General features: G+C 67.3%; 22 protein-coding genes. 18 read left to right on the top strand and 4 right to left on the bottom strand.

Translation table 11 applies throughout. From position 1 onward, the window contains the following. The 3 genes from BLU38_RS05535 (at position 1) to BLU38_RS05525 (ending at position 2568) form a co-directional block, all read left to right on the top strand. Positions 1 to 945 carry an acetamidase/formamidase family protein gene (locus tag BLU38_RS05535; RefSeq protein ID WP_091521115.1) on the top strand — a complete coding sequence of 315 codons (945 nt, stop codon included), beginning with the start codon at positions 1 to 3 and terminating at the stop codon, positions 943 to 945. A 133-nt stretch (positions 946 to 1078) separates the two neighbouring features. Then, on the top strand, positions 1079 to 2035 hold the full coding sequence (locus BLU38_RS05530) for an aminoglycoside phosphotransferase family protein (protein ID WP_091521112.1): 957 nt from the start codon (positions 1079 to 1081) through the stop codon (positions 2033 to 2035). Then, positions 2032 to 2568 (top strand): AAA family ATPase, encoded by a 537-nt coding sequence (locus BLU38_RS05525; RefSeq protein ID WP_091521109.1) that lies wholly within the window; start codon positions 2032 to 2034, stop codon positions 2566 to 2568. Before BLU38_RS05530 ends, BLU38_RS05525 begins: the two co-directional genes overlap by 4 nt. Before the next feature lie 190 nt (positions 2569 to 2758). Here the strand turns inward: BLU38_RS05525 and BLU38_RS05520 are convergent, their stop codons facing one another. Further along, entirely contained in the window at positions 2759 to 3685 is a 927-nt protein-coding gene (locus BLU38_RS05520; protein WP_091521105.1) for an endo-beta-N-acetylglucosaminidase H, read from the bottom strand. Positions 3686 to 3886: 201 nt separating this feature from the next. Beyond that, complete coding sequence (locus BLU38_RS05515; protein ID WP_091521102.1) at positions 3887 to 4654, bottom strand: IclR family transcriptional regulator; 768 nt, start codon at positions 4652 to 4654, stop codon at positions 3887 to 3889. A 98-nt stretch (positions 4655 to 4752) separates the two neighbouring features. On the opposite strand from BLU38_RS05515, the gene hutH reads away from it, so the two are divergent. The 14 genes from hutH to BLU38_RS05445 all read left to right on the top strand — a co-directional run bounded on the left by hutH (position 4753) and on the right by BLU38_RS05445 (position 23192). Further along, complete coding sequence (hutH, locus tag BLU38_RS05510; protein ID WP_091521099.1) at positions 4753 to 6327, top strand: histidine ammonia-lyase; 1575 nt, start codon at positions 4753 to 4755, stop codon at positions 6325 to 6327. Positions 6328 to 6406: 79 nt separating this feature from the next. Next, positions 6407 to 8062 carry a urocanate hydratase gene (hutU, locus tag BLU38_RS05505; RefSeq protein ID WP_091531983.1) on the top strand — a complete coding sequence of 552 codons (1656 nt, stop codon included), beginning with the start codon at positions 6407 to 6409 and terminating at the stop codon, positions 8060 to 8062. A 5-nt stretch (positions 8063 to 8067) separates the two neighbouring features. Next, complete coding sequence (locus tag BLU38_RS05500; RefSeq protein ID WP_091521096.1) at positions 8068 to 9510, top strand: purine-cytosine permease family protein; 1443 nt, start codon at positions 8068 to 8070, stop codon at positions 9508 to 9510. Positions 9511 to 9526: 16 nt separating this feature from the next. Continuing rightward, positions 9527 to 10720 (top strand): allantoate amidohydrolase, encoded by a 1194-nt coding sequence (locus BLU38_RS05495; protein WP_197680169.1) that lies wholly within the window; start codon positions 9527 to 9529, stop codon positions 10718 to 10720. Beyond that, on the top strand, positions 10717 to 12042 hold the full coding sequence (locus tag BLU38_RS05490; RefSeq protein ID WP_091521093.1) for a formimidoylglutamate deiminase: 1326 nt from the start codon (positions 10717 to 10719) through the stop codon (positions 12040 to 12042). Before BLU38_RS05495 ends, BLU38_RS05490 begins: the two co-directional genes overlap by 4 nt. Next, positions 12039 to 13325, top strand: coding sequence for an imidazolonepropionase (hutI, locus tag BLU38_RS05485; protein ID WP_091521090.1), 1287 nt, complete (start codon positions 12039 to 12041; stop codon positions 13323 to 13325). The genes BLU38_RS05490 and hutI overlap by 4 nt, the downstream gene beginning before the upstream one ends. 265 nt (positions 13326 to 13590) lie before the next feature. Then, positions 13591 to 14736: a nitrilase-related carbon-nitrogen hydrolase gene (locus BLU38_RS05480; protein ID WP_091521088.1), complete on the top strand. Its 1146-nt coding sequence runs from the start codon at positions 13591 to 13593 to the stop codon at positions 14734 to 14736. A 36-nt stretch (positions 14737 to 14772) separates the two neighbouring features. Next, positions 14773 to 15876, top strand: coding sequence for a sugar ABC transporter substrate-binding protein (locus tag BLU38_RS05475; protein WP_197680005.1), 1104 nt, complete (start codon positions 14773 to 14775; stop codon positions 15874 to 15876). Then, complete coding sequence (locus tag BLU38_RS05470; RefSeq protein WP_091521085.1) at positions 15873 to 16511, top strand: gluconate 2-dehydrogenase subunit 3 family protein; 639 nt, start codon at positions 15873 to 15875, stop codon at positions 16509 to 16511. Before BLU38_RS05475 ends, BLU38_RS05470 begins: the two co-directional genes overlap by 4 nt. Then, positions 16508 to 18286, top strand: a complete 1779-nt coding sequence (locus BLU38_RS05465) for a GMC family oxidoreductase (protein ID WP_197680004.1) — start codon at positions 16508 to 16510, stop codon at positions 18284 to 18286. Before BLU38_RS05470 ends, BLU38_RS05465 begins: the two co-directional genes overlap by 4 nt. Further along, positions 18276 to 19937, top strand: a complete 1662-nt coding sequence (locus BLU38_RS05460) for a sugar ABC transporter ATP-binding protein (protein WP_091521081.1) — start codon at positions 18276 to 18278, stop codon at positions 19935 to 19937. The genes BLU38_RS05465 and BLU38_RS05460 overlap by 11 nt, the downstream gene beginning before the upstream one ends. Before the next feature lie 31 nt (positions 19938 to 19968). Then, on the top strand, positions 19969 to 21060 hold the full coding sequence (locus tag BLU38_RS05455) for an ABC transporter permease (RefSeq protein WP_197680003.1): 1092 nt from the start codon (positions 19969 to 19971) through the stop codon (positions 21058 to 21060). Between the two features lie 120 nt (positions 21061 to 21180). Further along, positions 21181 to 22206 (top strand): LacI family DNA-binding transcriptional regulator, encoded by a 1026-nt coding sequence (locus tag BLU38_RS05450; RefSeq protein WP_231920186.1) that lies wholly within the window; start codon positions 21181 to 21183, stop codon positions 22204 to 22206. A gap of 41 nt (positions 22207 to 22247) precedes the next feature. Beyond that, complete coding sequence (locus tag BLU38_RS05445; protein WP_091531972.1) at positions 22248 to 23192, top strand: aldo/keto reductase; 945 nt, start codon at positions 22248 to 22250, stop codon at positions 23190 to 23192. 143 nt (positions 23193 to 23335) lie between these two features. Here the strand turns inward: BLU38_RS05445 and BLU38_RS05440 are convergent, their stop codons facing one another. Beyond that, a complete protein-coding gene (locus BLU38_RS05440; protein ID WP_157683227.1) occupies positions 23336 to 24307 on the bottom strand; it encodes an N-acyl homoserine lactonase family protein in 972 nt (323 codons plus the stop codon). Positions 24308 to 24421: 114 nt separating this feature from the next. Between BLU38_RS05440 and BLU38_RS05435 the strand changes: the two genes are divergently transcribed. Then, complete coding sequence (locus tag BLU38_RS05435) at positions 24422 to 25018, top strand: TetR/AcrR family transcriptional regulator (RefSeq protein WP_091521073.1); 597 nt, start codon at positions 24422 to 24424, stop codon at positions 25016 to 25018. Between the two features lie 97 nt (positions 25019 to 25115). Here BLU38_RS05435 and BLU38_RS05430 read toward each other — a convergent pair whose 3' ends face one another. Then, positions 25116 to 26027: a DUF2510 domain-containing protein gene (locus BLU38_RS05430; protein ID WP_091521069.1), complete on the bottom strand. Its 912-nt coding sequence runs from the start codon at positions 26025 to 26027 to the stop codon at positions 25116 to 25118. Positions 26028 to 26074: the final 47 nt, after the last annotated feature.

Genomic DNA, 26074 nt, shown 5'->3' with positions numbered 1-26074 from the left:
ATGACCCAGTTGATCACCAAGGAGCGGTCCCGAGCCGGCTACGCGCCCGATGCCGAACCGGTCCTGCGGATGCAACCCGGTACGGGTGAGTTGATCACCTTCGAGACCGACGACGCCGCCTACGCCCAGATGGAGGAGTTGCGCGATCTGTCGAAACTCACCGCCACCATCAATCCGGTGACCGGCCCGGTGTACGTGCAGGGTGCCGAGCCGGGTGACGCCTTGGCGGTGACGATCCACGACATCGAGATGGTCGACCAAGGATGGTCGGTCTACATCCCTGGCGCCGGCGCGCTGGCCGACGTCATGGGTGAGGACTGGTACGTCCGGCGGGTACCGGTCCGCGACGGCGTCGTCGAGCTCGCCGAAGGCATCAGTTGCCCGGCCGCTCCGATGATCGGATGCATCGGTGTCGCACCGGCGAGCGGTGAGATGTCGACGGTGATGCCGAGCTATCCGACCGGCGGCAACATGGACCTCACCGACGCCCGGCCGGGATCGACCGTGTATCTGCCGGTCGAGGTGCCCGGGGCGCTGCTGGCGATCGGTGACCTGCATGCGGTGATGAGTCGGGGGGAGTCCTCGTTCGTCGCGATCGAGATCGCCGGCCGCGCAACGGTCAGTGTTGATCTTGTCCCCGGGCTCGGCCTGCGCGCCCCACGGGTCGACACCGGCGATGAACTCGTCTGTGTCGGCCTCGGGGACCCGGTGCAGGACTCGATCATCAACGCCTATGCCGACCTCTTCGCGATCATGACCGAGGAGTACGGGTTCTCCCAGCAGGACGCGTACACGATCATGAGCGCGTTGGCTCATACCGAACTCGGGGGACCGACCGGATCGGTCGCCCCGGATCCGCTGCACCCTTTCCGGGCGAAGGGGCAGGTGACGCTGGCCAGGATCGCCAAGTCGGTGCTCGACGCGCGCGGACCCCACCGTGGCTGAGGTTGTGCCGAGCGGCACGGCGACCGACCGATTATCCGGGTGACAGGCCCCGGTGCTGCCGTCATCATGAGCAGGTGATGAGGACACCGGTCACATCCGAGGTGGCTCTCGTGCTGCCGCGAGAGGGGCGGAGATGACCGAGGACGTTGCCGATCTTGGTCCGGTTCCGACCCGGATCCCGGTCCGCTCCGATCTGGTCCGGCGTTTGATCGACGACCAGTTCCCCCAGTGGCGCGACCTGCCGGTCAGACCGGTGGCCAACGGTGGCTGGGACAACTGGACCTTTCATCTCGGTGACCGGTTGTCGGTGCGGCTGCCGAGCGCCGCTGCCTACGCGCTCGCCGTGGCCAAGGAACATCGGTGGCTCCCGGTGCTCGCCGCGCAGCTGCCGTTGCCGATCTCGACGCCGATCGCGTTGGGGCGTCCCGGGCATGACTATCCGTTCGACTGGTCGGTCTATCGCTGGATCCCGGGCGTGACGGCCGGGAGTGACACGATCGGCGACATGGGCGAGTTCGGGGCTTCGCTGGCCGAATTCCTCCGCGGTCTGCAGCGGATCGACCCGACTGACGGACCGGGACCCGGTGTCCACAACTGGTTCCGTGGTGGCACCCTGGAGACCTATGCGCCGCAGGTCGCCGACGGGCTCGACGTGCTCGGTGATCCGGCAACGGTGGAGATGGTCCGCCGGGTCTGGCAGCGTGCCCTGACGGCCGGCTGGGATCGACGAGAGGTCTGGTTCCACGGCGATGTCGCCGCCGGGAATCTCCTGGTGGACAACGGATCCCTGAGCGCCGTGATCGACTTCGGGACCTGCGGCGTCGGTGACCCGGCCTGCGATCTGGCAATCGCCTGGACGCTGCTGTCGGCAGCGGGTCGGGAACGCTTCCGCGGAGGGCTCGGGGTCGACGACGACACCTGGGCGCGGGGCCGAGGCTGGGCTCTGTGGAAGACGCTGGCGAGCTTGGCAGCGGCGGTCGAGGATGACGAACCGGTGGCACCGTTCGAACGGGTGCTGACCGAGATCATCACCGAGTTCCAGCAGGACGACAACGGCGGCGGACGACGTGTGAAGGACCATGATCAATGAACCGACGCCTGATCGTGCTCTGTGGACGCTCGTTCTCCGGAAAGAGCAGGACGGCGGCATGGCTGGCCGACGCATTGCCGGGAGTGGTCGTGTCCCTGGATGAGATCAATGCCGAGCGCGGGCTGTGGGGCGGCGATGGGATCCCGCTCGAGGAATGGGCACACACCAACGAGATCGCTCGACACAGAGTCGGGGATGCGCTCGACTCCGGCCACACCGTGATCGTCGATGACACCAGTTCGCCGCGGTTCCTGCGCGACGGCTGGCGAGAACTGGCAACGTCGTCACGGTCCAGCCTCGCCCTCGTGTACGTCGACACGCCAATACCGGTGATCATGGAACGGCTGGCGGCCAATCGCGCCACTCCCACCCGCGGCGACCTCACCGATGAGGTGCTGGCCGATCACCTGGGATCCTTCGAGCCGCCGGCTGCCGACGAGGATGCGATCCGGGTCCAGCCGAACACGCCCCGGGCGACCGTTCTGGAGAAGATCAATCGGCGGCTCGTTCGCGACATCGGCCCCGACGACTGATCGGTCCGCTGCCTTCTCGGCTGACAGCTCAGCCTGGATCCACCGATTTGCGGTGTAGCGAGCGGCACCAGGCGGGTGCATCGGCAAGGCGCCGCCGAGAGGGCGGTCTGGTTGACCGTTGAGGCGGCGGCAACGCCGCCGATGTGCCCGGATGGGGTCGCGCAGTAGCCGGAAATCGGCGGATCCAGGCTCAGCCCAGGTAGTTGGCGTCACTGCCGTAGAGCGGTTGGGTGAAGGTCGACAGATAGTCATGGACGTCGGTGTCGGGCAGGTTGTAGGTCAGATAGACGCCGTACCCTTCGTTCAGCGTGCGGCGGGCGAGCGCGGCTGCCGTCGTGGTGTCCGTGTCGGCGATGGCGACCGCTGCCGGGCCGAGTTCGGCCGGCGAGAGCCCGGGCACGTCCGGCACCAGCCAACTGCCGTAGTACGGATTCCAGCTGTAGTCGATCAGGTCACCGACGTTCACGCCGTCGAAGGACAAGCGGGTCGACGACGGCCCGATGTAGTACAAGGTGATGATCTTGTCCGGCAACCTCTCGCGCAGCGCCGAGACCAGGTAGACGAAGGAGAAGTCGTTCGGCTGACCCGTGCCGCCGACGCCGTACTCGGCGTACTCGTCGTCGAAATCGATCCCGTCCAGACCGTACTGCTCGACGATCGCGGCCAACTGGTCGGCGAACGCGGCGGCCGATGCCCGGTCGGGGAAATTGGCGAAGCCGGCGCCCTGATGATTGCCGAGCACCGAGAGCAGCACCTTGATCCCCTTGTCCTGCAGGGGCTTGATCTCGGTTGTTGCGTTGTCCAGCGTCGCCTGCACCTGCGGATTGCAGAACAGGTAGGCCCGCTCGCCGTCGTAGTTGATGTTGGCGGCGAAGATGATTCCCAGGTCGAACACCGGTGCGCCCGTCGTCGCCAACGCATAGTCGGCGACCTGGCGCAGATGATGGTTGTTCACCTCGACATAGGCCACCGAGATCGGCGACGTCGCCCTCGGCTGCCCGTACGCGACGGCGACCGGCAACGTGGAGACTGCGCCGGTGCCGAGGACCGCTCCTCCCGCTGCAGCGAAGCCGGTGTTGATCAACAACCTGCGTCGGTTCAGCAGCTGTTCGGTCATCGATCATCCTCGTCTCGTTCGGCGGCAGGTAGTCCGCACGGGGTCGCTGGTTCGGCGCGGCGGTCGGACCTCGGCGCACGGATCGCGGTCGAGCATCTTCAGCTCCAGGCATCGGGCGATCGGCGGTCTCTCGGTCGACGGCGGGCCGAGACGGACGATAACGGCTCCGACGGTGGGGTGATCGCGTTCGTTATCGGGTCGTTACGAGTCGTCCCGGCGTCCGAGTCGTCTGCTCAGCTCGATCGCCGCCGTCCTGACGGCCGTGATCATCGCGTCCTGTTCACCGACGGTCAGCGCCCCGTACGGATAGGTGACCGCGATCCCGGCAACCGGATGATCGGTGTGGTCCAGCACGGCCGCACCGATCGACGACAACCCGGGAGTCACCCTGCCCTGCTCGGTCGCATGACCGCGGCGGCGGACCTCGGACAGCTCCGAACGCAACGCCGACAGGCTCTGCGGACCCCCACCACGCCGGACGACGAAGTCGTCGGGCGAGCTGTACAGCGCGCGGACCTGTCGGGCGGGCAGTGCTGCCAGCACGGCCAGCCCCGAAGCTGTCAGCTGGGCCGGCAGCCGGACCCCGACGTCGGTCACCAACGACGCCCGGCCGGGTGCCCGTTCCTCGATCACGTAGAGCACGTCGTTGCCGTGCAGGATCACCAGATGGGCGGTGTGCGCGGTGCTGTCGACCAGGCCACGAACGACCGGTCGGGCGATCCGCTGCAGTGGCGCCTGCCGCGAGTAGGCCGAACCCAACTCGTACGCACCGATCCCGAGTCCCCACCGCCTGTCGTCACCGAGATGGCTGACGAAGCCGGCATCGCGCAGCACCCGCAGCAGGTGATAGGTCGACGAGCGGGGCAGTTCGAGCTCGCGGGCGATCATCGCCGCCGGCAGCGGCTCGGCGTGTTGGGCCAACAGGCGCAGCACCGCCAAGGCATGGGCTGCGGCCGCGGCGTTCGTCATCTCGGCATCGTCTCCCGACCCAGGGTTGTCTCGTATTTGAGACAACTATGCCGTGACGCCCCTCCCGCCGGTCGCTCGGGTCGGGCTGTAATACCGCCATGGGACTTCAGCCACGTGACAGCGCCGAGGATCGCAGCGGCGTCGAGGTCGGCGTCGGTCCGGTGACCTTCGCCGAGGTCGTCGCCGTCGCACGGCACGGTGCGGCGATCAGCATCGGCGCCGACGCCCGGCGGGCAATGGAAGAGAGCCGCGCGGTCGTCGAGAACCTCGCCGTCGACACGATCCCGCACTACGGCGTCTCGACCGGATTCGGCGCCCTGGCAACCCGGCACATCCCGACCGAACGGCGGGCGCAACTGCAGCGCAGCCTGATCCGCTCCCATGCAGCCGGCTCGGGTCCCGAGGTGGAACGCGAGGTCGTCCGGGCGATGATGTTGCTCCGGCTGTCCACCCTCACCACCGGGCGCACCGGGGTCCGCCCCGTCGTCGCCGAGACCTATGCAGCGGTGCTCAACGCAGGCATCACCCCCGTCGTCCATGAGTACGGCTCGCTCGGTTGTTCCGGCGATCTGGCGCCGCTGGCGCATTGTGCGCTGGTGATCACCGGGGAGGGGCGGGCCCGTGACGCCGACGGCGAGCTCGTCGACGGGGCGACGGCCCTGCGGCGGCACGGCATCGAGCCGGTCGCGCTGGCCGAGAAGGAAGGGCTGGCGCTGATCAACGGTACCGACGGCATGCTGGGCATGTTGATCTTGGCGATCACCGACCTGCGCCGGCTGTTGACCACGGCCGACATCACCGCGGCGATGAGCGTCGAAGCACTGCTCGGCACCGATGACGTATTTGCCGATGATCTTGCCGCACTGCGACCGCATCCGGGTCAGGCGCTGAGCGCGGCCAACCTGCGTACGGTGATGGCCGGCAGCCCGATCCGTGAGTCGCATCGCGATCCCGAGGCGTGCACCCGGGTCCAGGACGCCTACTCGCTGCGCTGCACCCCGCAGGTCAACGGGGCCGCCCGGGACACTGTCGACCATGCGGCGACCGTCGCGGATCGAGAGTTGGCTTCCGCGATCGACAACCCGGTCGTCACCCTCGACGGCCGAGTCGAGTCCAACGGCAACTTCCACGGCGCGCCGGTCGCTTACGTGTTGGACTTCTTGGCGATCGTGGCCGCCGACGTCGCCAGCATCAGCGAGCGGCGCACCGACCGGTTCCTGGACAAGGCCCGCAACAACGGGCTGCCACCATTCCTGGCCGATGATCCGGGCGTCGATTCCGGCCAGATGATCGCGCAGTACACCCAGGCCGGCATCGTCTCGGAGCTGAAGCGATTGGCGCAACCGGCATCGGTCGACTCGATCCCGAGCAGCGCGATGCAGGAGGACCACGTCTCGATGGGGTGGTCCGGTGCCCGGAAGCTGCGCCGAGCCGTCGACGGGTTGGGCAGGGTGCTGGCGATCGAATTGGTGACGGCCGCCCGAGCACTGGACCTGCGGGCGCCCTTGGACCCCGCGCCGGCCACCGCTGCCGTGGTCGCCGAGTTGCGCCGGACGATCTCCGGTCCCGGACCGGATCGGTTCCTGGCGCCGGAGATCGAGGACGCGGTCGGCCTGGTCGACTCAGGTGCCGTGGTTGCCGCGGCGGAGTCGATCACCGGGCAGCTGAAGTGACGGTCCTTCGGCAGGCTCAGGATCTGGTGAGTCCAGGATCGGTCGGACACGTTGGAATGACGGACGAGAGGAAATGATCATGGAGGGCGCACGGACGGTCCGCGCACCACGCGGGACCCGGCTGACGGCGAAGTCCTGGAGCACCGAGGCTCCGCTGCGAATGCTGCAGAACAACCTCGACCCCGAGGTCGCCGAGCGACCCGAGGACCTGGTGGTCTACGGCGGCACCGGTCGCGCGGCCCGGGACTGGCGATCCTTTGACGCGATGGTCCGGACCCTGACGACCCTGGAACCGGACGAGACCATGCTCGTGCAGTCCGGGCGTCCGGTCGGTGTGATGCGTACCCACGAGTGGGCACCGCGAGTGCTGATCGCCAACTCCAACCTGGTCGGGGACTGGGCCAACTGGCCCGAGTTCCGGCGGCTGGAGAAGCTCGGCCTGACCATGTACGGGCAGATGACGGCCGGATCGTGGATCTACATCGGCACTCAGGGGATCGTGCAGGGCACCTACGAGACCTTCGCCGCCGTTGCAGAGAAGCGATTCGGCGGCACCTTGGCCGGTACTCTGACCTTGACCGGTGGCTGCGGAGGGATGGGCGGCGCGCAGCCGCTGGCGGTCACCCTGAACGATGGTGCCTGCTTGATCATCGACGTCGACGAATCCCGGCTGCGTCGCCGGGTCGAGCACCGCTACCTCGACGAGGTCGCCGATGATCTTGATGACGGCATCGCCAAGGCACTGAAAGCCAAACAGGAGAAGCGCGGCTGGTCGGTCGGCGTCGTCGGGAACGCAGCGACGATCTTCCCCGAGCTGCTGCGCCGTGGCGTTGCGATCGACATCGTCACCGATCAGACCAGCGCGCACGATCCGCTGTCCTACCTGCCCGAGGATGTCGATCTCGACGACTGGCGGGACTACGCCGAGGCCAAGCCGGAGGAGTTCACCGATCGGGCCCGGGCCTCGATGGCCAAGCAGGTGCAGGCAATGGTCGAATTCGGTGACGCGGGTGCTGAAGTGTTCGACTATGGCAACTCGATCCGGGACGAGGCCCGCAAGGGCGGCTACGAACGGGCCTTCGCCTTCCCCGGCTTCGTCCCTGCCTACATCCGGCCACTGTTCTGTGCGGGCAAGGGACCGTTCCGCTGGGCCGCCCTGTCGGGAGATCCGCAGGACATCGCCGCCACCGATCGCGCGGTGCTCGACCTGTTCCCGGACAACAAGCGACTGCACACCTGGATCAAGGGAGCACAGGAACGCATCGCGTTCCAGGGCTTGCCGGCCCGGATCTGCTGGCTCGGACAGGGCGAGCGAGACAAGGCCGGGCTGGCGTTCAACGACCTGGTCCGGTCCGGCGAGATCAGTGCACCGATCGTGATCGGTCGCGATCACCTGGACACCGGTTCGGTCGCCTCACCCTACCGGGAGACCGAAGGCATGATCGACGGCTCGGACGCGATCGCCGACTGGCCACTGCTGAACGCCATGATCAACACCGCCTCCGGTGCCGACTGGGTGTCGATCCATCACGGCGGCGGGGTCGGCATCGGACGCTCGATCCACGCCGGTCAGGTCAGCCTCGCCGACGGCACCGATCTGGCCGCACAGAAGCTGGAACGTGTGTTGACCAACGATCCCGGGATGGGGATCATCCGGCACGTCGACGCCGGCTACGAGATCGCCGAGCGGACCGCCGTCGAGCAGCAGATCCGCATTCCCCTTCAGGAGGGCTGAAACCGATGGGCACCGTCAGCGCCGACAGCGACCCCGGACGAACAGGCCTACCGACCCGGCCGGGGCCGGGTGGCGTCGAACGCCGCAGCATCGACCCGGTCCCCGCCGACGAACGACACGGCCGGCCGTTCAACCAGTTCACGCTCTGGTTCGGCGCCAACATGCAGGTGACGGCCGTGGTGGACGGCGCACTCGCCGTCGTCTTCGGAGCGCACGCCCTGTGGGCGATCATCGGATTGCTGATCGGCAACCTGCTGGGTGGCGCGGTGATGGCGTTGCACTCGGCGCAGGGGCCGCGGCTGGGGCTGCCGCAGATGATCAGCAGCCGCGCCCAGTTCGGCGTGCTCGGCGCCGGCGTCCCGTTGGTGCTGGTGATCATCATGTATCTGGGCTTCGCCGCGACCGGGACGGTGCTGTCCGGGCAGGCGATCAACGCCCTGCTGCATGTCGACGCACCCGCGATCGGGATCGTCATCTTCGGACTGTTGACCTTTGTGGTCGCGGCCTTCGGCTACCGCTGGATCCACGCACTCGGCCGGGTCGCCACAGTGCTCGGCATCGCCGGCTTTGCCTACCTGACGATCAAGGTCCTCCTTGACAACGGGCCGTCGACCCTGCTGGGCAACCCGCACTTCGACGCCGTCAGCTTCCTGCTGGCGATCTCGCTCGGCGCCGGCTGGCAGCTCACCTACGGCCCGTACGTCGCCGACTACTCCCGCTACCTGCCGGCCGACACCCCGGAGCGCACAACCTTCGGTGCCACCTACGCCGGCAGTGTGATCGGCTCGATGTGGTCGATGACACTGGGTGCGCTGATCGCCTCGGTGCCCAAGAGCACCTTCCTGGACAGCCAGGTCGGCTTCATCGGCACCCTGGCCGGACCGGCAGCGATCGCCATGATCATCTATCTGGTGATCCTGGTCGGCAAGCTGACGGTGAACACTCTGAACGCCTACGGTGGCTCGATGACCATCCTGACCACGGTGACCGCCTTCACCGGCCGGGAGCGGGTCCGGCCGGTGATCAGGATGGCCTGTGTCTTCGGGTTCCTGACGGTGTCGGTGATCATCGCGCTGGTGGCCAGCGCCGACTTCCTGGACAACTTCAAGAACTTCGTGCTGTTGCTGTTGATGGTGTTCACACCATGGAGCGCGATCAACCTGGTCGACTACTACCTGGTCAGCAAAGAACGGGTGGACCTCCCGGCGCTCTTCGACCGCTCCGGCCGCTACGGTTCCTGGAACCCGACCGCATTGATCAGCTACGCCATCGGGGTGCTGGCTCAGATCCCGTTCCTGGCACAGACCCTCTACACCGGTCCGATCACCAAGGCGATGGGTGGCGCGGACATCTCCTGGATCGTCGGCCTGCTGCTCACTGCGGTCATCTACTATCCGTGGGCCAGGCGCACCAGCAACCCGCCGTCGGATCAACAGTTCGCTCGGTGATCATGGAGGGATGATCATGAACAACACCTTCGACCCGATGTGGGCCGCGTTGCAGCCGATCGGGAGGGACCGGCACAGCGGTGGCTACCGCCGCTACGCCTGGACCGGTGAGGACGCGACCCTGCGGGAATGGTTCGCCGGCGAGTGCCGGCTCCGAGGTCTGGAGCTGGTCGAGGACCGGATCGGCAACCAGTGGGCCTGGTGGGGTGACCCGGACACGCAGCCGGGCATCGTCACCGGCTCGCATCTGGACTCGGTGCCGGACGGTGGCGCGTACGACGGTCCGCTCGGGGTGATCAGTGCACTGGCCGCGATCGATCAACTCCGGACAGCCGGGTTCGAGCCGGCCCGGCCGATCGGGGTGGTCAACCTCGTCGACGAGGAGGGCGCACGGTTCGGTGTCGCCTGCGCCGGGTCCCGGGTGATCACCGGTGCGATGACCGCTGATCGTGCGCTGGCGCTGACCGACAACGACGGGATCAGCATGGCCGAGGCCCTCCGATCGGCCGGCCGTACACCCGGTGACGTCGGTCGCGACGACGAGACCCTGCGCCGGGTCGCCGGCTTCGTCGAGCTGCACGTCGAGCAGGGCCGCGGGCTGATCGACCTCGACTCTTCCGTTGCGGTCGGCACCGACATCTGGCCGCACGGTCGCTGGCGACTCGACCTGCCGGGGGAGGCCAATCACGCCGGCACCACCCGCCTCGACGACCGGCACGATGCGATGCTCGCGTTGGCAACCGCGGTGCAGTCGGCCCGACAGGTCGCCGAACGACACGGCTGCGTCTCCACCGTCGGCAAGGTCGACGTCGAACCCAACGGCGTCAACGCGATCCCGAGCCGGGTCACCGCCTGGCTGGACGCCCGCGGGCCGGTGGAGGCCGATGTCCGCGCCGCGATCGCCGACCTGACCGGGACCGTCGAAGATCTCGGGGGCACGGTCGGAGAGGAGTCCTGGACCGCGACGACGGTGTTCGACGAGCCGCTGGCGCAGCGGCTCCGTACGACGTTGGGGGAGCAGACTCCGATGCTCGGCACCGGCGCCGGTCACGACGCGGGGATCCTTTCCACTGCAGGGATTCCGGCGGCCATGCTGTTTGTCCGCAATCCCACGGGGATCTCCCACTCGCCGGCCGAGTTCGCTGAGCTGGACGACTGCCACGCCGGCGTCGCGGCGTTGACGACAGTGCTACGGGAGTTGGTCGGATGACGACCTACTGGGCCGAACACGCGATCCTGCCCGACGGTCCGGCCGATTCGGTCCGGCTGGAGGAGCAGGACGGTCGCTGGGCTGCGATCAGTGCGGGGGTGCCGGCCGCAGAGGCTCGGCGGTTGCCCGGGGTAGTGCTGCCCGGCTTCGCCAACTGCCACAGTCACGCCTTCCATCGGGCGCTGCGGGGCCGGACCCATCACCATGATCAACACGGCGGCAGCTTCTGGACCTGGCGGACCGCCATGTATCGGGTCGCCGGACGGCTGGACCCGGACAGCTACCTCGCCCTGGCCCGGGCCACCTACGCGGAGATGGCGCTGTCGGGTATCACCGCCGTGGGGGAGTTCCATTACCTGCATCACGGCCCGGACGGGACACCGTACGACGACCCGAACGCGATGGCCGCGGCGCTGCGGCAGGCCGCAGCCGACGCCGGAGTCCGACTGACCCTGCTGGACACCTGTTATCTCAGCGGTGGGCTGAACGCCGACGGCCATCAGCCCGTGGACGCTGTCCAGCGCCGCTTCAGTGACGGTGACGCCGATCGGTGGGCAGGCCGGGTCGCCGATCTGACCGAGGACGACAACACCCGGATCGGTGCCGCGATCCATTCGGTCCGTGCGGTGCCGGCCGATCAGTTCGGGATCGTCGATGCGGCGGCCGGCCCGGGTCCGCTGCACGTCCATCTGTCCGAGCAGCCTGCCGAGAACGAAGCCAGTCAGGGCCACTACCGTCGGACACCGACCCAGCTGCTCGCCGACGCCGGCATCCTGTCGCCGCGGACGAGCGCGGTGCACGCCACCCATCTGACCGGGGCCGACATCCGCGCGCTGGGGGCGAGCCGCAGCATCGCCTGCATCTGCCCGACCACCGAACGGGACCTGGCCGACGGGATCGGCCCCACCCGGGGACTGGCGGACGCCGGTACGTCCCTGAGCCTCGGCACCGATCAGCACGCCATGATCGACTTCTTCGAGGAACTGCGCGGGCTGGAACTCGACGAACGGTTGCAGACCGGCCGCCGCGGCAACTTCACCCCGACCGAGCTGCTCGACGCGGGCACCGCACACGCCAGCATCGGCTGGTCGGACGCCGGCCAGCTCGCCGTCGGGATGCGGGCCGACCTGGTGGCGGTCGACGACACGTCGCCGCGCACGGCGGGATGCGACCCGGAGCAACTGCTCTTTGCCGCCGGCGGCACCGATGTGCACACCGTGATCAACTCCGGCAGCGTGATCGTCGAAGATCATCGGCATCGGCTCGGTGACATCGGCCGATTGCTGACGGCCGCGATCGAACCGATCTGGAGGAAGCCATGACCAGCGACAACCAGCATCCGGGTAGCACCGTGATCACCGGGATCGGCGAGCTCGTCAGCTGCGAGTCGGAGACACCGGGTGCGACCGGACCGTTGTCGGTGATCACGGACGCCGCGGTGGTCTACGAGTCCGGTTCGGGTCGAGCAGATTCGGGTCAGGCAGATTCGGGTCAGGCAGATTCGGGTCAGGCAGATTCGGGTCAGGCAGGCTCGGAGAGAGCCGACGCGGGACCCAGGATCAGCTGGATCGGCCCGGCGGCCGCCGCACCGGCCGCCGACCGGCAGATCGATCTGGCCGGCCGCTGTCTGCTGCCCGGCTTCGTCGACAGCCATACCCACCTGGTCTACGCCGGCGATCGATCGGCCGAGTTCGCCGCCCGGATGACCGGGGCCGGCTATGACGGCGGAGGCATCGCCAGCACGGTAGCAGCGACCCGCGCGGCCAGCGATGATCAACTCCGGTCCCTGCTCCGGCAGCGGATCGAGGAGTGCCGGCGGCAGGGCACGACCACCGTGGAGATCAAGAGCGGCTACGGGCTGTCGGTCGACGATGAGCGGCGGATGCTCCGGCTGGCGCGCGAGGTCAGCACCGAGACCACCTTCCTCGGCGGGCACGTGGTGCCGCCCGAGGCTCGCGACAACCGCGCCGGCTATGTCGAGCTGGTCCGGGGACCGATGCTGGAGGCCTGTGCGCCGTACGCCCGCTGGATCGACGTCTTCTGCGAACCGCACAGCCCGCATGCGTTCACCGAGGAGGAGAGCCGCGCGATCCTCGGCGCGGGCATCGCCGCCGGGCTGTTGCCCCGGGTGCACGGCAATCAGCTCGGCCCCGGACCGGGAGCCGCCCTGGCGGTCGAGGTGGACGCGGCCAGTGTTGATCACTGCACCTACCTGACCGCCGTCGATATCGACGCGCTGGCCGGGTCGTCCACGGTGGCGACCTTGTTGCCGGGTGTGGAGTTCAGCACCCGGTCGCCGTATCCGGATGCCCGTCGGCTGCTCGATGCCGGCGTCACCGTCGCCCTGGCCACCGACTGCAACCCCGGCACCTGCAATTCCAGCTCGGTACCGCTGATGATCGCGCTGGCGGTACGCGAGATGGGCATGACGGCGGAGGAGGCGGTGTGGGCCGCGACCCGGGGCTCGGCGGCATCGCTGCGCCGGCAGGACATCGGCCGGATCGCGGTCGGCGCCAGGGCGGACTTCGCCGTCCTGGACGCTCCGAGCTATCTGCACCTGCCGTACCGCCCCGGTGTCCCGATCGCACACCACCTGGCGCTCTGATCGCGACCGTGGCGCCGATCGGTGCGGCAGGCGCCGGATCGGGGTGCACGGGGTGCACGCCCGAGCGGTCGAGCGGTGGCGCGACGTGGACGTACCGGATCGAGCGCTGAGAGCGGTAACAATGACTGGTGGGAATCGCCGCGGTCTACCGTGAGACTTCCCAGCTATTAAGCAATTCCAGAGCTTCTGTGCGGCAGAGGGGCCTTGACGACGAGCGATGTGACCGGTCACACTGACTGGACCCGCAACTCGAGGAGGACTTGCAATGGTCGACCCGTTTGTCGTGGTGGCGCTGTCGCCCCGAACGATCACGGTCAACGAGCGCGCAGATGCTCTGCAGAACGTCAAGCGCATCAACGAATTCATGGACACCGGCGCGATGGTCGGGGCCTGGGAGGGTGCCCCGGTCCGGCTCGTGGTGATACCCGAGATGGCGATCCAGGGGATGATCGCCAACACTCCCGGTAATCGCGCCCGGGAGGCGCAGTTCGCTGTGGAGATTCCCGGACCGGAGACCGACGAGTTGGCCAAGAAGGCCCGCGAGCTCAACACCTACATCGCCGCCGAGCTGTACATGGTGCGCGATGACGACTTCCCCGATCGCTACTTCAACGTCGCCTTCATCATCGACCCGCGCGGCGAGATCGTCTACAAGCGGTACAAGGCGACCAGTGACGCCTACGAGGGCGGGATGCTCGGCAATATGAATCCGCACGACGTGTGGGACGACTTCGTCGAGAAGAAGGGGAACGGCGACGTGATGGAGGCGATCTTTCCCGTCGCCCGCACCGAGATCGGCAATATCGGGATCGCGATCTGTCACGAAGGGGTCTACCCGGAGATCGCCCGCGGTCTGGCGATGAACGGCGCGGAGATCATCATCCGGCCGACGCTGATCGAACCGGCTGTGATGTCGGGCATGTGGGAGCTGCAGAACCGGGCTCACGCCCTGTTCAATTCCGCCTACGTGGTGGCCCCGAATCTCGGCCCCGAGGTCCGCGCCGACGGCAGCATGCAGGATCTGTTCGGTGGCCGTTCCATGATCGTCGACAATCGTGGGCAGATCGTCGCCCAGCAGACCGGCTGGACCAGCGGGGACTCCTTCGTCTGTACGACGATCGACATCGAAGCGCTGCGCCGGGCGCGGATCGCCAACGGTCTGTACAACCAGTTCAAGGATCTGCGGACCGAGCAGTATCGAGCGATCTACGACCGTCCGATCTACCCGAAGAACCAGTACCGTGATCAACCGCCCACCGAGGGTTGGCTGGAACGTGAGGCGAACACCCGGGCAACCAACATCGCCACGCTGGTCGACCGCGGGGTCCTGGTGCCGCCGACCGGGTACCCGACCGACGGCAGCGGCGGCGCGGCTGCCGATGCCCGAGCAACCGACGGCGCAGCCGACTGACCGGATGTCCTCAGCAACCACGAGGGGGTGGTCGCGGTGAAGATTCGCAAGATCAGAATGCACGACACCGGAAGCGGTCGGAAGCGGACAGTGTCGACGGTCTCGCTGGTGTTGATCATGATCGTGATCCTCGCCGGCTGCGGCCGCGGGGCCACGGCCGCCATCGATCCGGCCGACAAGGTCACCGGTAAAGGGCTGGTGATCGGCTGGTCGCAGCGCAGCTTGGCCGGCAGCGACTGGTACAAGACGCTGGTGTCCGGCGGTCAGCAGGAGTCGTCGCGGCTGGGGGCTCAGCTGGATGTGCTGGACGCCAACCAGAGCACGATCCAGCAGATCCAGGATGTTCGGACCTTGATCAGCAAGAACGTCGACGTCGTCGTCCTGAACGCCAACGATCCGCTCGGAGTCGCGAGCGCCATCAAGGACCTGAACGCGGCGGGCATTCCCGTCGTCGCGGTCAATTCCAATCTCGACCCGAAACTGATCTCGGGGCTGCACTGCTACGTCGCCGAGGACCAGGTGGCGACCGGCGCTCTCGCCGGGCGGGAGATCGCCAAGAAGGCCATCGCCAAGTACGGGGAGTCCGGGACGATCAAGCTGGTCGGGCTCGGCGGCTTCCCCGGTGATGTTCTCAGCGAGTTGCGCTATCGGGGCTTCCTGAAGGGGTACCGCGCGGTGATGGCCGACTACCCGAAGGTGCACACCGTCGAGCTGCCGTTCCGCTACGGCCATTGGCTGCCCGACCAAGCTTTGGCTCCGATCCGGGACGTGGCAACCGCCAATCCCGATCTGAAGATCGTTTACAACGAGAGCGACGTGATGCAGGCCGGGGTTCGGCGTGGCCTGCAGGAGGCGGGCCTGTGGGGCGACAAGCTCCTCGAGGGCTCCTATGACGGTGGAATGAACGCCGTCGGCGAGATGCGGAGCCAGCCCGACGGCCCGCTGCAGGCAACGGCGTCGAATCAGCCGTACGACCAGGGTGTGGCCGCGATCCGGATGGCGGTTGCCGCGTACAACGGCGATCGGTCAGCCTGCCCGGGCCGGACCAAGTACATCCCCACCACCGTCGTCACGCCGGACAACGCCGACCAGTACTACGACCCCCGTGAAACGCATGTGCGTGCCAAGGAGCAGAGATGATCACTGATCCGACACCGTCGGCCGAGGACGACCACGTCGTAGCTGCCGACGATCTTGACGGTTTGACCTACTTCAGCGACGACCAGGCGTGCACGGTCGAGGCGCTGACCGGCCGCCTGATCCCGGGGAGCCCGGACGATCCGGGCGCCATCGAAGCCGGCGTCGTGTACTACATCGACCGCACCGTCGCAGGCTTCAGTTCCGACCTTCAATTGCTGTACAGGCAGGGGATCGCGGCATTGAACACGTTCTGCGCCCGTGAGTTCGGTTCCCCGTTCGCCGGTCTCGGCGAGCAGCCACAGGACGAGGTGATCGGCCGATTCCTCGATCATCCTCACGAGGCCGCCGCCGGCGTCGACGGCCGTGAAGCCACGGCGATCGTCCGGCTGCTTGCGGTGGTCCGGGAGCACACGATCGAGGGCTTCTTCTGCGACCCCGTCTACGGCGGGAATCGCGGCGCGGTCGGGTGGCGGCTGGTCGGCTTCCCGGGAGCGTACTGGGGCTACAGCGAGGACCAGATGGGTCGCGGATTCGACGGCCATTCCTTGCCGATCAAGACCCTGGCTGATCTGCGTTCTCAACTACGGCAGGAAAAATCGTCGGTCGGTGGCGACCGGCCGGGCAAGGAACGGTGATCACTGTGACTCCCAAGAAGTACGACGTGATTGTCGTCGGCGCCGGCGCATCGGGCGCCATCGTTGCCTCCGAGCTGGCCCAGGACGGGCTTTCGGTGCTCTGCTTGGACAAGGGTGCGCAACACGAGACCCGGGACTTCCGGCTGAAGCAGGACGAGATCCGGTATTACGCTCGTGGTGCGCTGGTCCCGTCGATGAAGACCGACCCGCTCACCTGGCGCCAGGACAGTGCCGGGACCGAGTCCTTGGCACCGTGGGCTGACAGCCCCCTGGGTACGGCGAACCCGCTCCATCTGCCGCCCTCGTTGGGAACCGGCGGCGGATCGGTGCATTGGGGTGGCGCCTGCTGGCGTTTCCGGGAAAGCGAGTTCCGGATGCGCAGCACCATCGAGGAACGGCTCGGCGCCGGTGCGTTGCCGACGAACCATACGCTGGTGGACTGGCCGATCAGCTATGCCGACCTGGAGCCGTACTACGACAAGGCCGAGTGGGAGCTCGGAATCTCCGGCCGGGGCAGCAACGTCGTCGATCGGCCGGAGTTGAACGAGAATCCCTGGGAGCCGCCACGCGCCCGCGACTATCCGATGCCGCCGCTGCGTCGTGGGGCAGCGGACCAGGACTTCGAGGACGCCTGCCGCCGGCTCGGCTTCCATCCGTTCCGGACGGCCGCCGCCATCGCGTCCGAACCCTTCAAGGGACGTCCGGCCTGCACCTACTGCGGTTTCTGCCATGGTTACCCGTGTCACATCGACGCCAAGACCTCAACCCATGTGGCCGCGCTTCCGGCCGGGATCGCCTCCGGAAACCTGGAGATCCGCGACTTCTGCCGGGTCTATCGGGTCAACCGCACATCGGTCGGCGACCGGGTGACCGGGGTGTCCTACTTCGACGACAGTGGGGAGTCGATCGAGGTCGAGGCCGATCGCGTCGTGCTGGCCTGCTATGCGTTGGAGAACGCCCGTCTGCTGCTCGCCTCGGACATCAACCGCAACGGTCAGGTCGGCAAGCACCTGATGACCCATGCCTTCGGGTTCTTCATGGGATTGACCAAGGAGCCGTCCAATCCCTACATGGGAACGCTGGTCGCTTCGACCTCGATCGAGGACTTCAGCGGCGAGTTGGTGCACGACCAGGACCCGTCGGTGTTGTGGGGTGCGCCGATCATCTCCTGGCCCGGTGACTATCAGCCGATCGAGATCGCGCACGCCATTCCCGCCACCGCTCCTCGGTGGGGGCGCGGCTTCAAGGACTGGATGCGGGACAACTACAACCACATCTGGTCGATGTATTCGCAGACGGCGAACATCCCCACCACGGAGACGTATGTCGATCTTGATCCACGACGTACCGATCCTTGGGGGCAACCCGCTCTGCGGATGACGCACGGCTGGGGTGATCATGATGCCCGGGCCGTCGAGTTCCTGCTGACCAAGAAGCGAGCGATCGCCCGCGAGATGGGCCTGACGACCTGGTGGGAGGAGACCACCCGTCCCGATTACCATCTGTCCACGCACGAGGTCGGCACCCATCGGATGGGGGACGATCCGGCGACCTCGGTTGTGGACCGGTTCGGCAGATCACACGAGTGCTCCAACCTGTATGTGATCGGCGGCGGCCAGTTCCCGAGCTACCACGGGTACAACCCGACCGAGACGATCTGGGCGCTGGCCTATCTGACCGTCGATCAGATGCTGGATCGGCCGATGCGAACCAGCACGATCCCTTCCGAACGGTTCGGCATCCGACCCACGGCCGGTGGTCAGCATGTCAATTGATCAACCGCCGCTGGTCAGCCGCGGGGCGGATCCGGGCGAGCAGCGCTCGGATCCGCCCGGGCTGCGGGCAGAACGGATCTCCAAGGCCTATCTCGGCATCCCGGCACTCGAGGATGTCGATCTTGAAGCCGGCCGCGGGACCATCCATGCACTGGCCGGGCAGAACGGTGCCGGCAAGTCGACCCTGGTCAAGATCCTGTCCGGCGCCGAGACTCCGGACAGCGGGAGTATCGCGGTCAACGGTCGGACCGTCTCCCCGGGCAGTCCGCTCGACGCACAGCGGGCCGGCATCCAGACCATCTACCAGGAACTCAGCCTGGTCCCGTCCTTGTCGGTCGCGGAGAACATCCTGATCGACGGCCTGCCTCGGCGGCGCGTCGGCATCGACTGGCGGGAGACCCGCCGGCGGGCGGTCGACGCGCTCGATCGCGTCGGGCTCGATCTTGATGTGCGTGCTCCGGTGGGCACTCTCAGCGTTGCCGAACAGCAGGGTGTGGAGCTGGCCAAGGCGTTGCATCGCAAGGCCGACGTCGTTCTGCTCGACGAGCCGACCTCGGCCTTGCCACCGCCGGATGTCGATCGGTTGTTCTCACTGCTGCGGCGGCTGGCCGCTGACGGCGTGACGATGATCTACATCTCGCACCGGATGGACGAGCTGCTCGGGCTCTGCGATGACGTCACGGTGCTGCGTGACGGGCGGCGGGTCCGATCGTTCCCGATCGCGGGTAGCCGGCCCGAGCAGATCGTCGCAGCGATGGTCGGCGGGGCGGACTCCGGCGGTGACGAAGCAGCGGTCGGGCCGGCTGACCGGCAGCGATCGTCGAGCGCCGCCGCGTCGACGGCCACTCGCTCCTCGACGACCCCCGATCGGCCGCTGCTGGCGGCAGCCGCCGGCGGACGTCCCGCCCGGCTGAGCACCGGTGCGACCGACCGCGTGATCATGACAGCGGACGGCCTGAGCGAAGGCCTCAAGTTCGATGACGTCAGCGTGGAGCTGCGGGCCGGTGAGGTGCTGGGCATCGTCGGCCTGGTCGGCAGCGGACAGTCGGAGGTCGCCGGCTGCCTCGCCGGAGCGCGGCGACGGGACGCCGGCAGCGTACGGATCGACGGCAGGCCGACGAAGCTGCTCACTCCGCGGCATGCCATCGCCGAGGGGATCGGATTCCTGCCGCAGGATCGCAAATCGCAGGGGTTCATTCCTGAGCTGAGCGTCGCGGCCAACATCACTTTGGCGAGCCTGCCCATGTTCAGCCGGGCGGGAGCCCGGGATGATCGCCGGGAACGCCGGGTGGCCGCGCAGTTCGCCGACCGCCTGGGGATGCGGATCTCGGGTGTCGGACAGCCGATGAAGACGTTGTCCGGAGGCACGCAACAGAAGGCGATTCTCGCACGGTGGATGGTCCGCTCGAGCCGGATCCTGATCTGCGACGAACCGACCCGCGGGGTCGATGTCGCTGCCAAGGAAGACATTTACGAACTACTCCGCGAGTTCGCCAAGGACGGTGGCGCGATCGTGCTGGCCACGTCCGAAGTATCCGAAGCACTGATGTGCGACCGGGTGCTCGTCATGGTGCGCGGCCATGTTGTGGCCGATCTCTCCGGTGACGAGATCGACCCGGACGGCCGAGCCATCATTCAGCACTTCGGGTGATCAACGAAGACATCACGAATGCGAGGCAGACATGGCAATCAAGATCAACAAGATGGACCAACCGAACAATGCAGGGAGCTCCGGTGAGCGGCGAGATGCCGAAGCTGCCGGTGGGGTGCGGCCGACCGTACGGCGCCTTCTCCCGCGCAGCTATCTGGTGTTGGTGCTGCTGGCGATGATCATCGTCGGCTTCATCGCCTCTCCGGACTTCCTCACGGCACGCAACGTCGGCAACGTCGTGTCCACCTCGGCCATCGTCGCGGTCCTGGCGGTAGGGCAGTTCTTCGTGATCGTGACCGGCGGCATCGACCTGTCGGTCGGATCGGTGATGGCGCTGTCGACCGTCGTCACAGCGCTGCTGCTGCGAGCCGGCGTTCCGGCGGGCGTCGCGGTGCTGATCACGTTGGGTGGCTGCGCGCTGGTGGGGTTGTGTAACGGGTTGTCCGTCGTCTGGCTCCGGATAGCGCCCTTCATCGCGACCTTGGCGACCATGATCGCCATCGAAGGGCTGAGCTACGTCATCCAGTCGACCAACCTCATCTCGATCGACAATCAGGCGTTTGTCACGGTCTTCCATGACGGTCACCTGCTCGGCGTGCCCAACCCTGTCACGATCTTCGTCCTGGTGACCCTGGTGGCAGCCTATGTCGCGCGGTTCAGCACCTTCGGGCGACGGCTGTACGCGATCGGCGGCAACCGTGAAGCCGCTCGACTGTCCGGTCTGCCGGTCTCCCGCGACCTCTTGATCACCTACACCCTGTCCGGCGCGCTGGCCGGTCTGGCAGGGCTGTTGGCGGCGGCACAGCTGCTGCAGGGAAGTTCACTGATCGGGCAGGGGGAGGAGCTGAGCGCGATCGCCGCCGTGGTCGTCGGGGGCGCGTCCCTGGCCGGCGGCCGAGGCGACCCGATCAGTGCGGTGCTCGGCACCTTCGTGATCACCATCATCACCAACATCATGAATCTGGTCGGCATCTCGTCCCAGCCGCAACTGATGATCCAGGGCGTCGTGATCATTCTCGCGGTCTTCCTGTCCAGCGCCGGTGGAGTCGGACGGATCTCCGCCGCCGTCCGCTCGCTGGGCCGACACCGACGATCAACCGTCCGGGAAGGAGCCGCCGCCTAGTCAGTAACCTGCATGATCAGGTCCAGTCTGATCAGGATGTGACTCGATCAGCACTGTGGATGATCAACAACGCGATGGCCGGCCCGATGCGGCGGGTCCTGCAGACAAGGGAGAAACGTGATGACACCGACCCGCCCCGAGGATGAGCGACGCGCTCCGGTGATGCGCGATGTAGCGCGTCTGGCCGGCGTTTCCCACCAGACGGTGTCGCGAGTCCTGAACGGCAGCCCACTGGTCAGCGACGAGATCCGGCATCGCGTGGAGACCGCGGTCGAGCAGCTCGGATACCGACGAAATGCGTCGGCCCGCGCTCTGGCGTCGCGGCGCACGATGAACCTGGGAGTCATCTCGATCGGTACCTCGCTGTACGGGCCGTCGGTTCTGTTGTTCGCGGCCGCCGAGGCCGCTCGGCAGGCCGGTTACACGACCAGCTTGCTCACTCTTGCCGACGCCAGCCGGGGAAGCATGCGGGTGGCGTTGGACAACTTCACCCGGGACTTCGTCGACGGCATGATCCTGATCGCGCCGGTGACCGCGGCAGCGAATGCTGTCGAGGGGATGAGCGCCGACGTGCCTTTGGTGAGATTCGAGCCTGGCCTCGACAACGGCACCACCATGGTTGCCGTCGACGAGGTCGAAGGTGCACGGTTGGCTACCCGTCATCTGCTCGAGCTCGGGCACCGGACCGTGCACCAGGTCAGCGGTCCGCCCGGCTGGCTCGGTACCGAGGCCCGCCTGCGGGGCTGGCGCGAGGAACTGGCCGCTGCCGGACGGGTGGCGCACGATCCGATCGCCGGCGACTGGAGCTCAGCCTCCGGCTACCGTGCCGGCAAGCACCTGGCACAGGATTCCGACGCGACCGCGGTGTTCGTCGCAAACGACCAGACGGCGTTGGGTGTGCTGCAGGCCCTCGCCGAGTCAGGTGTCTCGGTGCCGGGCGATATCAGTGTCGTCGGGTTCGACGACACCCCGGAGTCGGCCTTCTACCAGCCGCCGTTGACGACCGTACGACTCGACTTCGCCGAGGTCGGGCGGCGGTGCGTCGGTCGGCTCCTGCAGCTGATCAACAACCATGAACTGGAACCCCAACCCATCGTCCCGCCCGAGCTGGTGGTCCGCGCCAGCACCGCAGCTCCCGCTGGGTAGCTGCGTTCCCTTTCGACCCGATGATCAAGGATGAACGACGTATGCAACGAAACACCCTCGGAAAGACCGGCCTCTCCGTCACGCCGCTGTGCATCGGCACCAGCCCGCTGGGCAACTTCCCCGCACAGTACGGCTACGAAGTCGCTGCCGAGCAGGCGATCTCGACGATCAAGCGTTCCCTGGCCGGTCCGCTGAACTTCATCGACACCTCGAACAACTACGGCGAGGGGGAGAGCGAACGGCGGATCGGACGCGCGATCGCCGAGGTCGGCGGACTGCCGGACGACTATCTGCTGGCCACCAAGGTGGATCCGCTGCCGGGCAGCGACGACTTCTCCGGTGACCGGGTGCGGGCGTCGGTGGAGGAGAGCCTGCAGCGCCTCGGGCAAGATCATCTGCAACTGGTCTACCTGCACGATCCCGAACGGATCAGCTTTGCCGAAGCAACGGCACCGGGCGGTTGCGTCGAGGCATTGACCGAGCTGCGCAGCCAGGGTGTGATCGACTTCATCGGGGTGGCCGGAGGGCCGATCGACCTGGAACGACAGTACGTCGCCCTGGACGTGTTCGACGTCGTCCTGAGCCACAATCGCTACACCTTGGTCGATTCCTCGGCAGATCCGCTGATCGACGACGCGGTGGATCGCGGAATGGCGTTCGTCAATGCCGCCCCGTACGGCGGTGGGATGTTGGTGCGCGGGCCGCGCGCCGTACCGAACTATTGCTACCAACCGGCCTCTCCGGAAACCATCGCGCGCGTCGAACGGATCGAAGAGTGCTGTCAGCGGGCCGATGTCCCGCTGGCCGCCGCGGCCGTACAGTTCTCACTCCGCGATCCGCGCGTCACATCCACGGTCGTCGGGATGTCCTCCCCCGAACGGATCGAACAGACGCTGCAGCTGGCGGACTGGCCGATCCCCGACGACGTCTGGGTCGAGCTCGACAAGCTCGCCGCGCCAGGTCGGGACGGCGTCGGACTCGCCTGACCCGGCAACTCGTTCTGCCACCGCGGGCCACTGGCGGCGATCACGATCAGCGGCCCGCGGCGGCCCCGGCCCGCCGTCGCTCGTGCACCGTGCGACCGGACTGCATCGGGAGTCCTCACAACGGCCGAACGGCTCAATCTGCGCTAGGCGGCGTGGCCGACCTCACCGGCGCGGCACGCCGGAACGAACCGTGGGAGGCGGGCCGGATTCAGGTTCGCCATCTCGTCGAAGGTCGCGACCTCGTAGGCCTTGGCCCAGGCCAGATCTGCGTCGGCCAGCTCTCCGGTGGCAAGACCAGAGATCATCCGGGTGCCGTAGTCGGTGTGATCGTGTGCGGTCAGGATGATCAACTCCGGTACCGCTCGCCGGAGCCAATGGATGCGACGGATCGAGTCGACGTACTGCGACTCATCGCCCACTTGGATCGCCCGGACCTGGTCGACGGCAAGGTGCCGGATCGTGTACATCGCGTCACCGGTGAGCAAGAACCGTTGATCCACCAGCACACTGGTGCTGCCCGGGCTGTGGCCGGGGGTCGGCAACGCGATCACGCTCCGGTCGCCGAACAGATCAGCCGAGCCGGCGAATCCGCCGATGCCGGGACCGGTGAAATCGAGTGGTCGCCAATCGCTGACGGCCGCGATCGACGGTGGGTAGGCCAGCGGCACCAGACCGAGGAGGCGATCGTTCCTGGCCGCGTATTCCGCTGCGCCCAGGTAGACCGGAGCATGCGCGAAGAGGTTCAGCTCGCCGATGTGGTCCTCGTGGAAATGGGTGATGATCACGGCGCGGATGTCACCGGGCTGGTAGCCCAACAGACCCAGCTGGGCGGTGATGGTCTGGTCCGCCGGCAGCGCGTACTCGTCGACGTCCATCACATGTTCCATGATCGATCCGGCGTAGTAGTCGACGTGCGCCGTCTGCGCGGCGCTGATTCCGGTGTCGACCAGGACAGGGCCGACGGTCGGGTGATCGATCAGGTAGGCATGGATCGGAACCCAGATGAAGTGGTCCTTGTCGGCGGCGAAATCGGCGAGTGAGAATCCCTGCAGGCCGCCGTAGAACTGACCGTACGGGACCTTGGTGCGGCCGATGCGCAGCGGATAGATCTTCATGACTTCGCTTCCTGATTCTCCCCGAGCGACGATGGAACGATACCGTTCCGTCGTTAGCGATGCTAGACGCGTCAGCAATGGAACGCAACCGTTCCGTCGCGATACCATCGACCGATGACGACCAGGCGGGAACCGGCAGGAGCTGCGGTGCTCCAAGAGTCTGTGACGGTCGCGATCAGCGCCGCCATGTTCGACCAGCTGGCGGAGGGCGGCTACGCCCGGATGTCGATGGAGGCGGTCGCCCGCTCGGCGGGCGTCGGCAAGGCCGCGGTGTATCGTCGCTGGCCGTCCAAACAAGCCATGGTGGTCGACCTGATCGGCGCCGCGACACAGGATTATCTGCCCGAGGTTCCGGACACCGGCTCGCTGGTCGGCGACGCCCGCGGCTTTCTGGAGCTGATCCACGCGCAGGTCGCCGATCCACGGATCCGACGGATCGCCCTCGACGTCCTGGTCGAGACCAGCCGCAACCGCGACCTCGAGGCCGCCCTGCACGACGTGGTCGACCGGCCGCGTCGGATCGCGGCGTCGACGGTTCTGACCCGCGCGATCGATCGGGGTGAACTCGCCGCCGACATCGATCTCGAGCTCGGTCTCGACCTGTTGATCGCGCCGCTGCTGATCCGACTGGTCCGCCGTCGCGAGCCGATGAACGACGCCGAGCTCGGTCGGCTGACCGACGTGATCGTTGCCGGGCTGCGGGCCGTCTGACCTGTGGGCGGTCTGACCTGCGCCCCGTCCGATCGGGTGCGTCCCGACGTCCGGGACCATCGTGGTCGTTCCGCGGGCCCGGGGTCGTGGCTGCGGACTACTCGACCATCAGAGAGGCGGTTGCGGCGTCGAGTTCCTTGATCAGATCGGTGCGTTCCTTCGGGACCGCCTGGAAGTAGTAGCTCATCGGATAGGTCTGTACCAGGATGATTCGCAGACGCGAGCCGGTGGTCTTCAGGTCCGGATGTTCGAAGCGCAGCAGGGCGTCGCGTTGCACGCCGCGCTTCCCGCCGATCGTGATCGACTTCGCACTGTTCTCGGTGATCTTGACGTCGACGCTGGTGTAGAAGTCGCTGGTGGCCACGCATTGCAGCAGCTGGTTGCTGGCCCGATCAAGATCACTGTGCTCGGGATAGGTGCTGGTGCCGACGTAGGCGCTGGCCTCCCAGCTCAACTCCTCCGGCAGCGCTTGATGCTGGTACATCGATCCGCGGCTGAACGGGAACCGGGAGACCGGGTCGGGACCCTGCCAGTCGGCGGGCAGCTTGGCGAAGGACAACCGGCCGCCGGACACCCGATCGTCAGAGGCCTGGTCCGGCGGCGAGCCGGGGACGTACTGATCGCAGGCCTCGGGGTGTGCGGACGGCACCGGCTCGACGGAATTGTCGGCACTCGGACTGGCAGAGTTGGTCGGCGGGGCCGACGGGTACGGGCTCGAATCGTCCCATCCGCTGACCGTCGAGCTGGGGACGTTGGTGGGTTCTCCGACGACGGCCCGGTGCCGGGACACCGCGACGACGGAGATCACCACGACCACCAGAACGACCAGCACGGCCGCGATCACGATCAGCATCCCGCGACGGGAACGAGCCGGTCGCGGTCCGGCGGAGGGTTGCCCGGCACCGGCGGGCGGTTCGAAGGTCGTCCGGTCCGACCACGCCGTACCGGTCCAGAATCGGTAGCGACCGGGGGTCCGGTCCGGATCGGGATACCAACCTGGCTGAGGCACCCGGGCAGCCTAGTGGCGCGTTGCTGAAATTTGTTGACGTTTCGCGG

It is taken from the genome of Microlunatus soli (assembly GCF_900105385.1).
GTDB lineage: Bacteria > Actinomycetota > Actinomycetes > Propionibacteriales > Propionibacteriaceae > Microlunatus > Microlunatus soli.
Note: the sequence above shows the minus strand (reverse complement) of the source record. Positions and strands in the feature narration are given on the sequence as shown.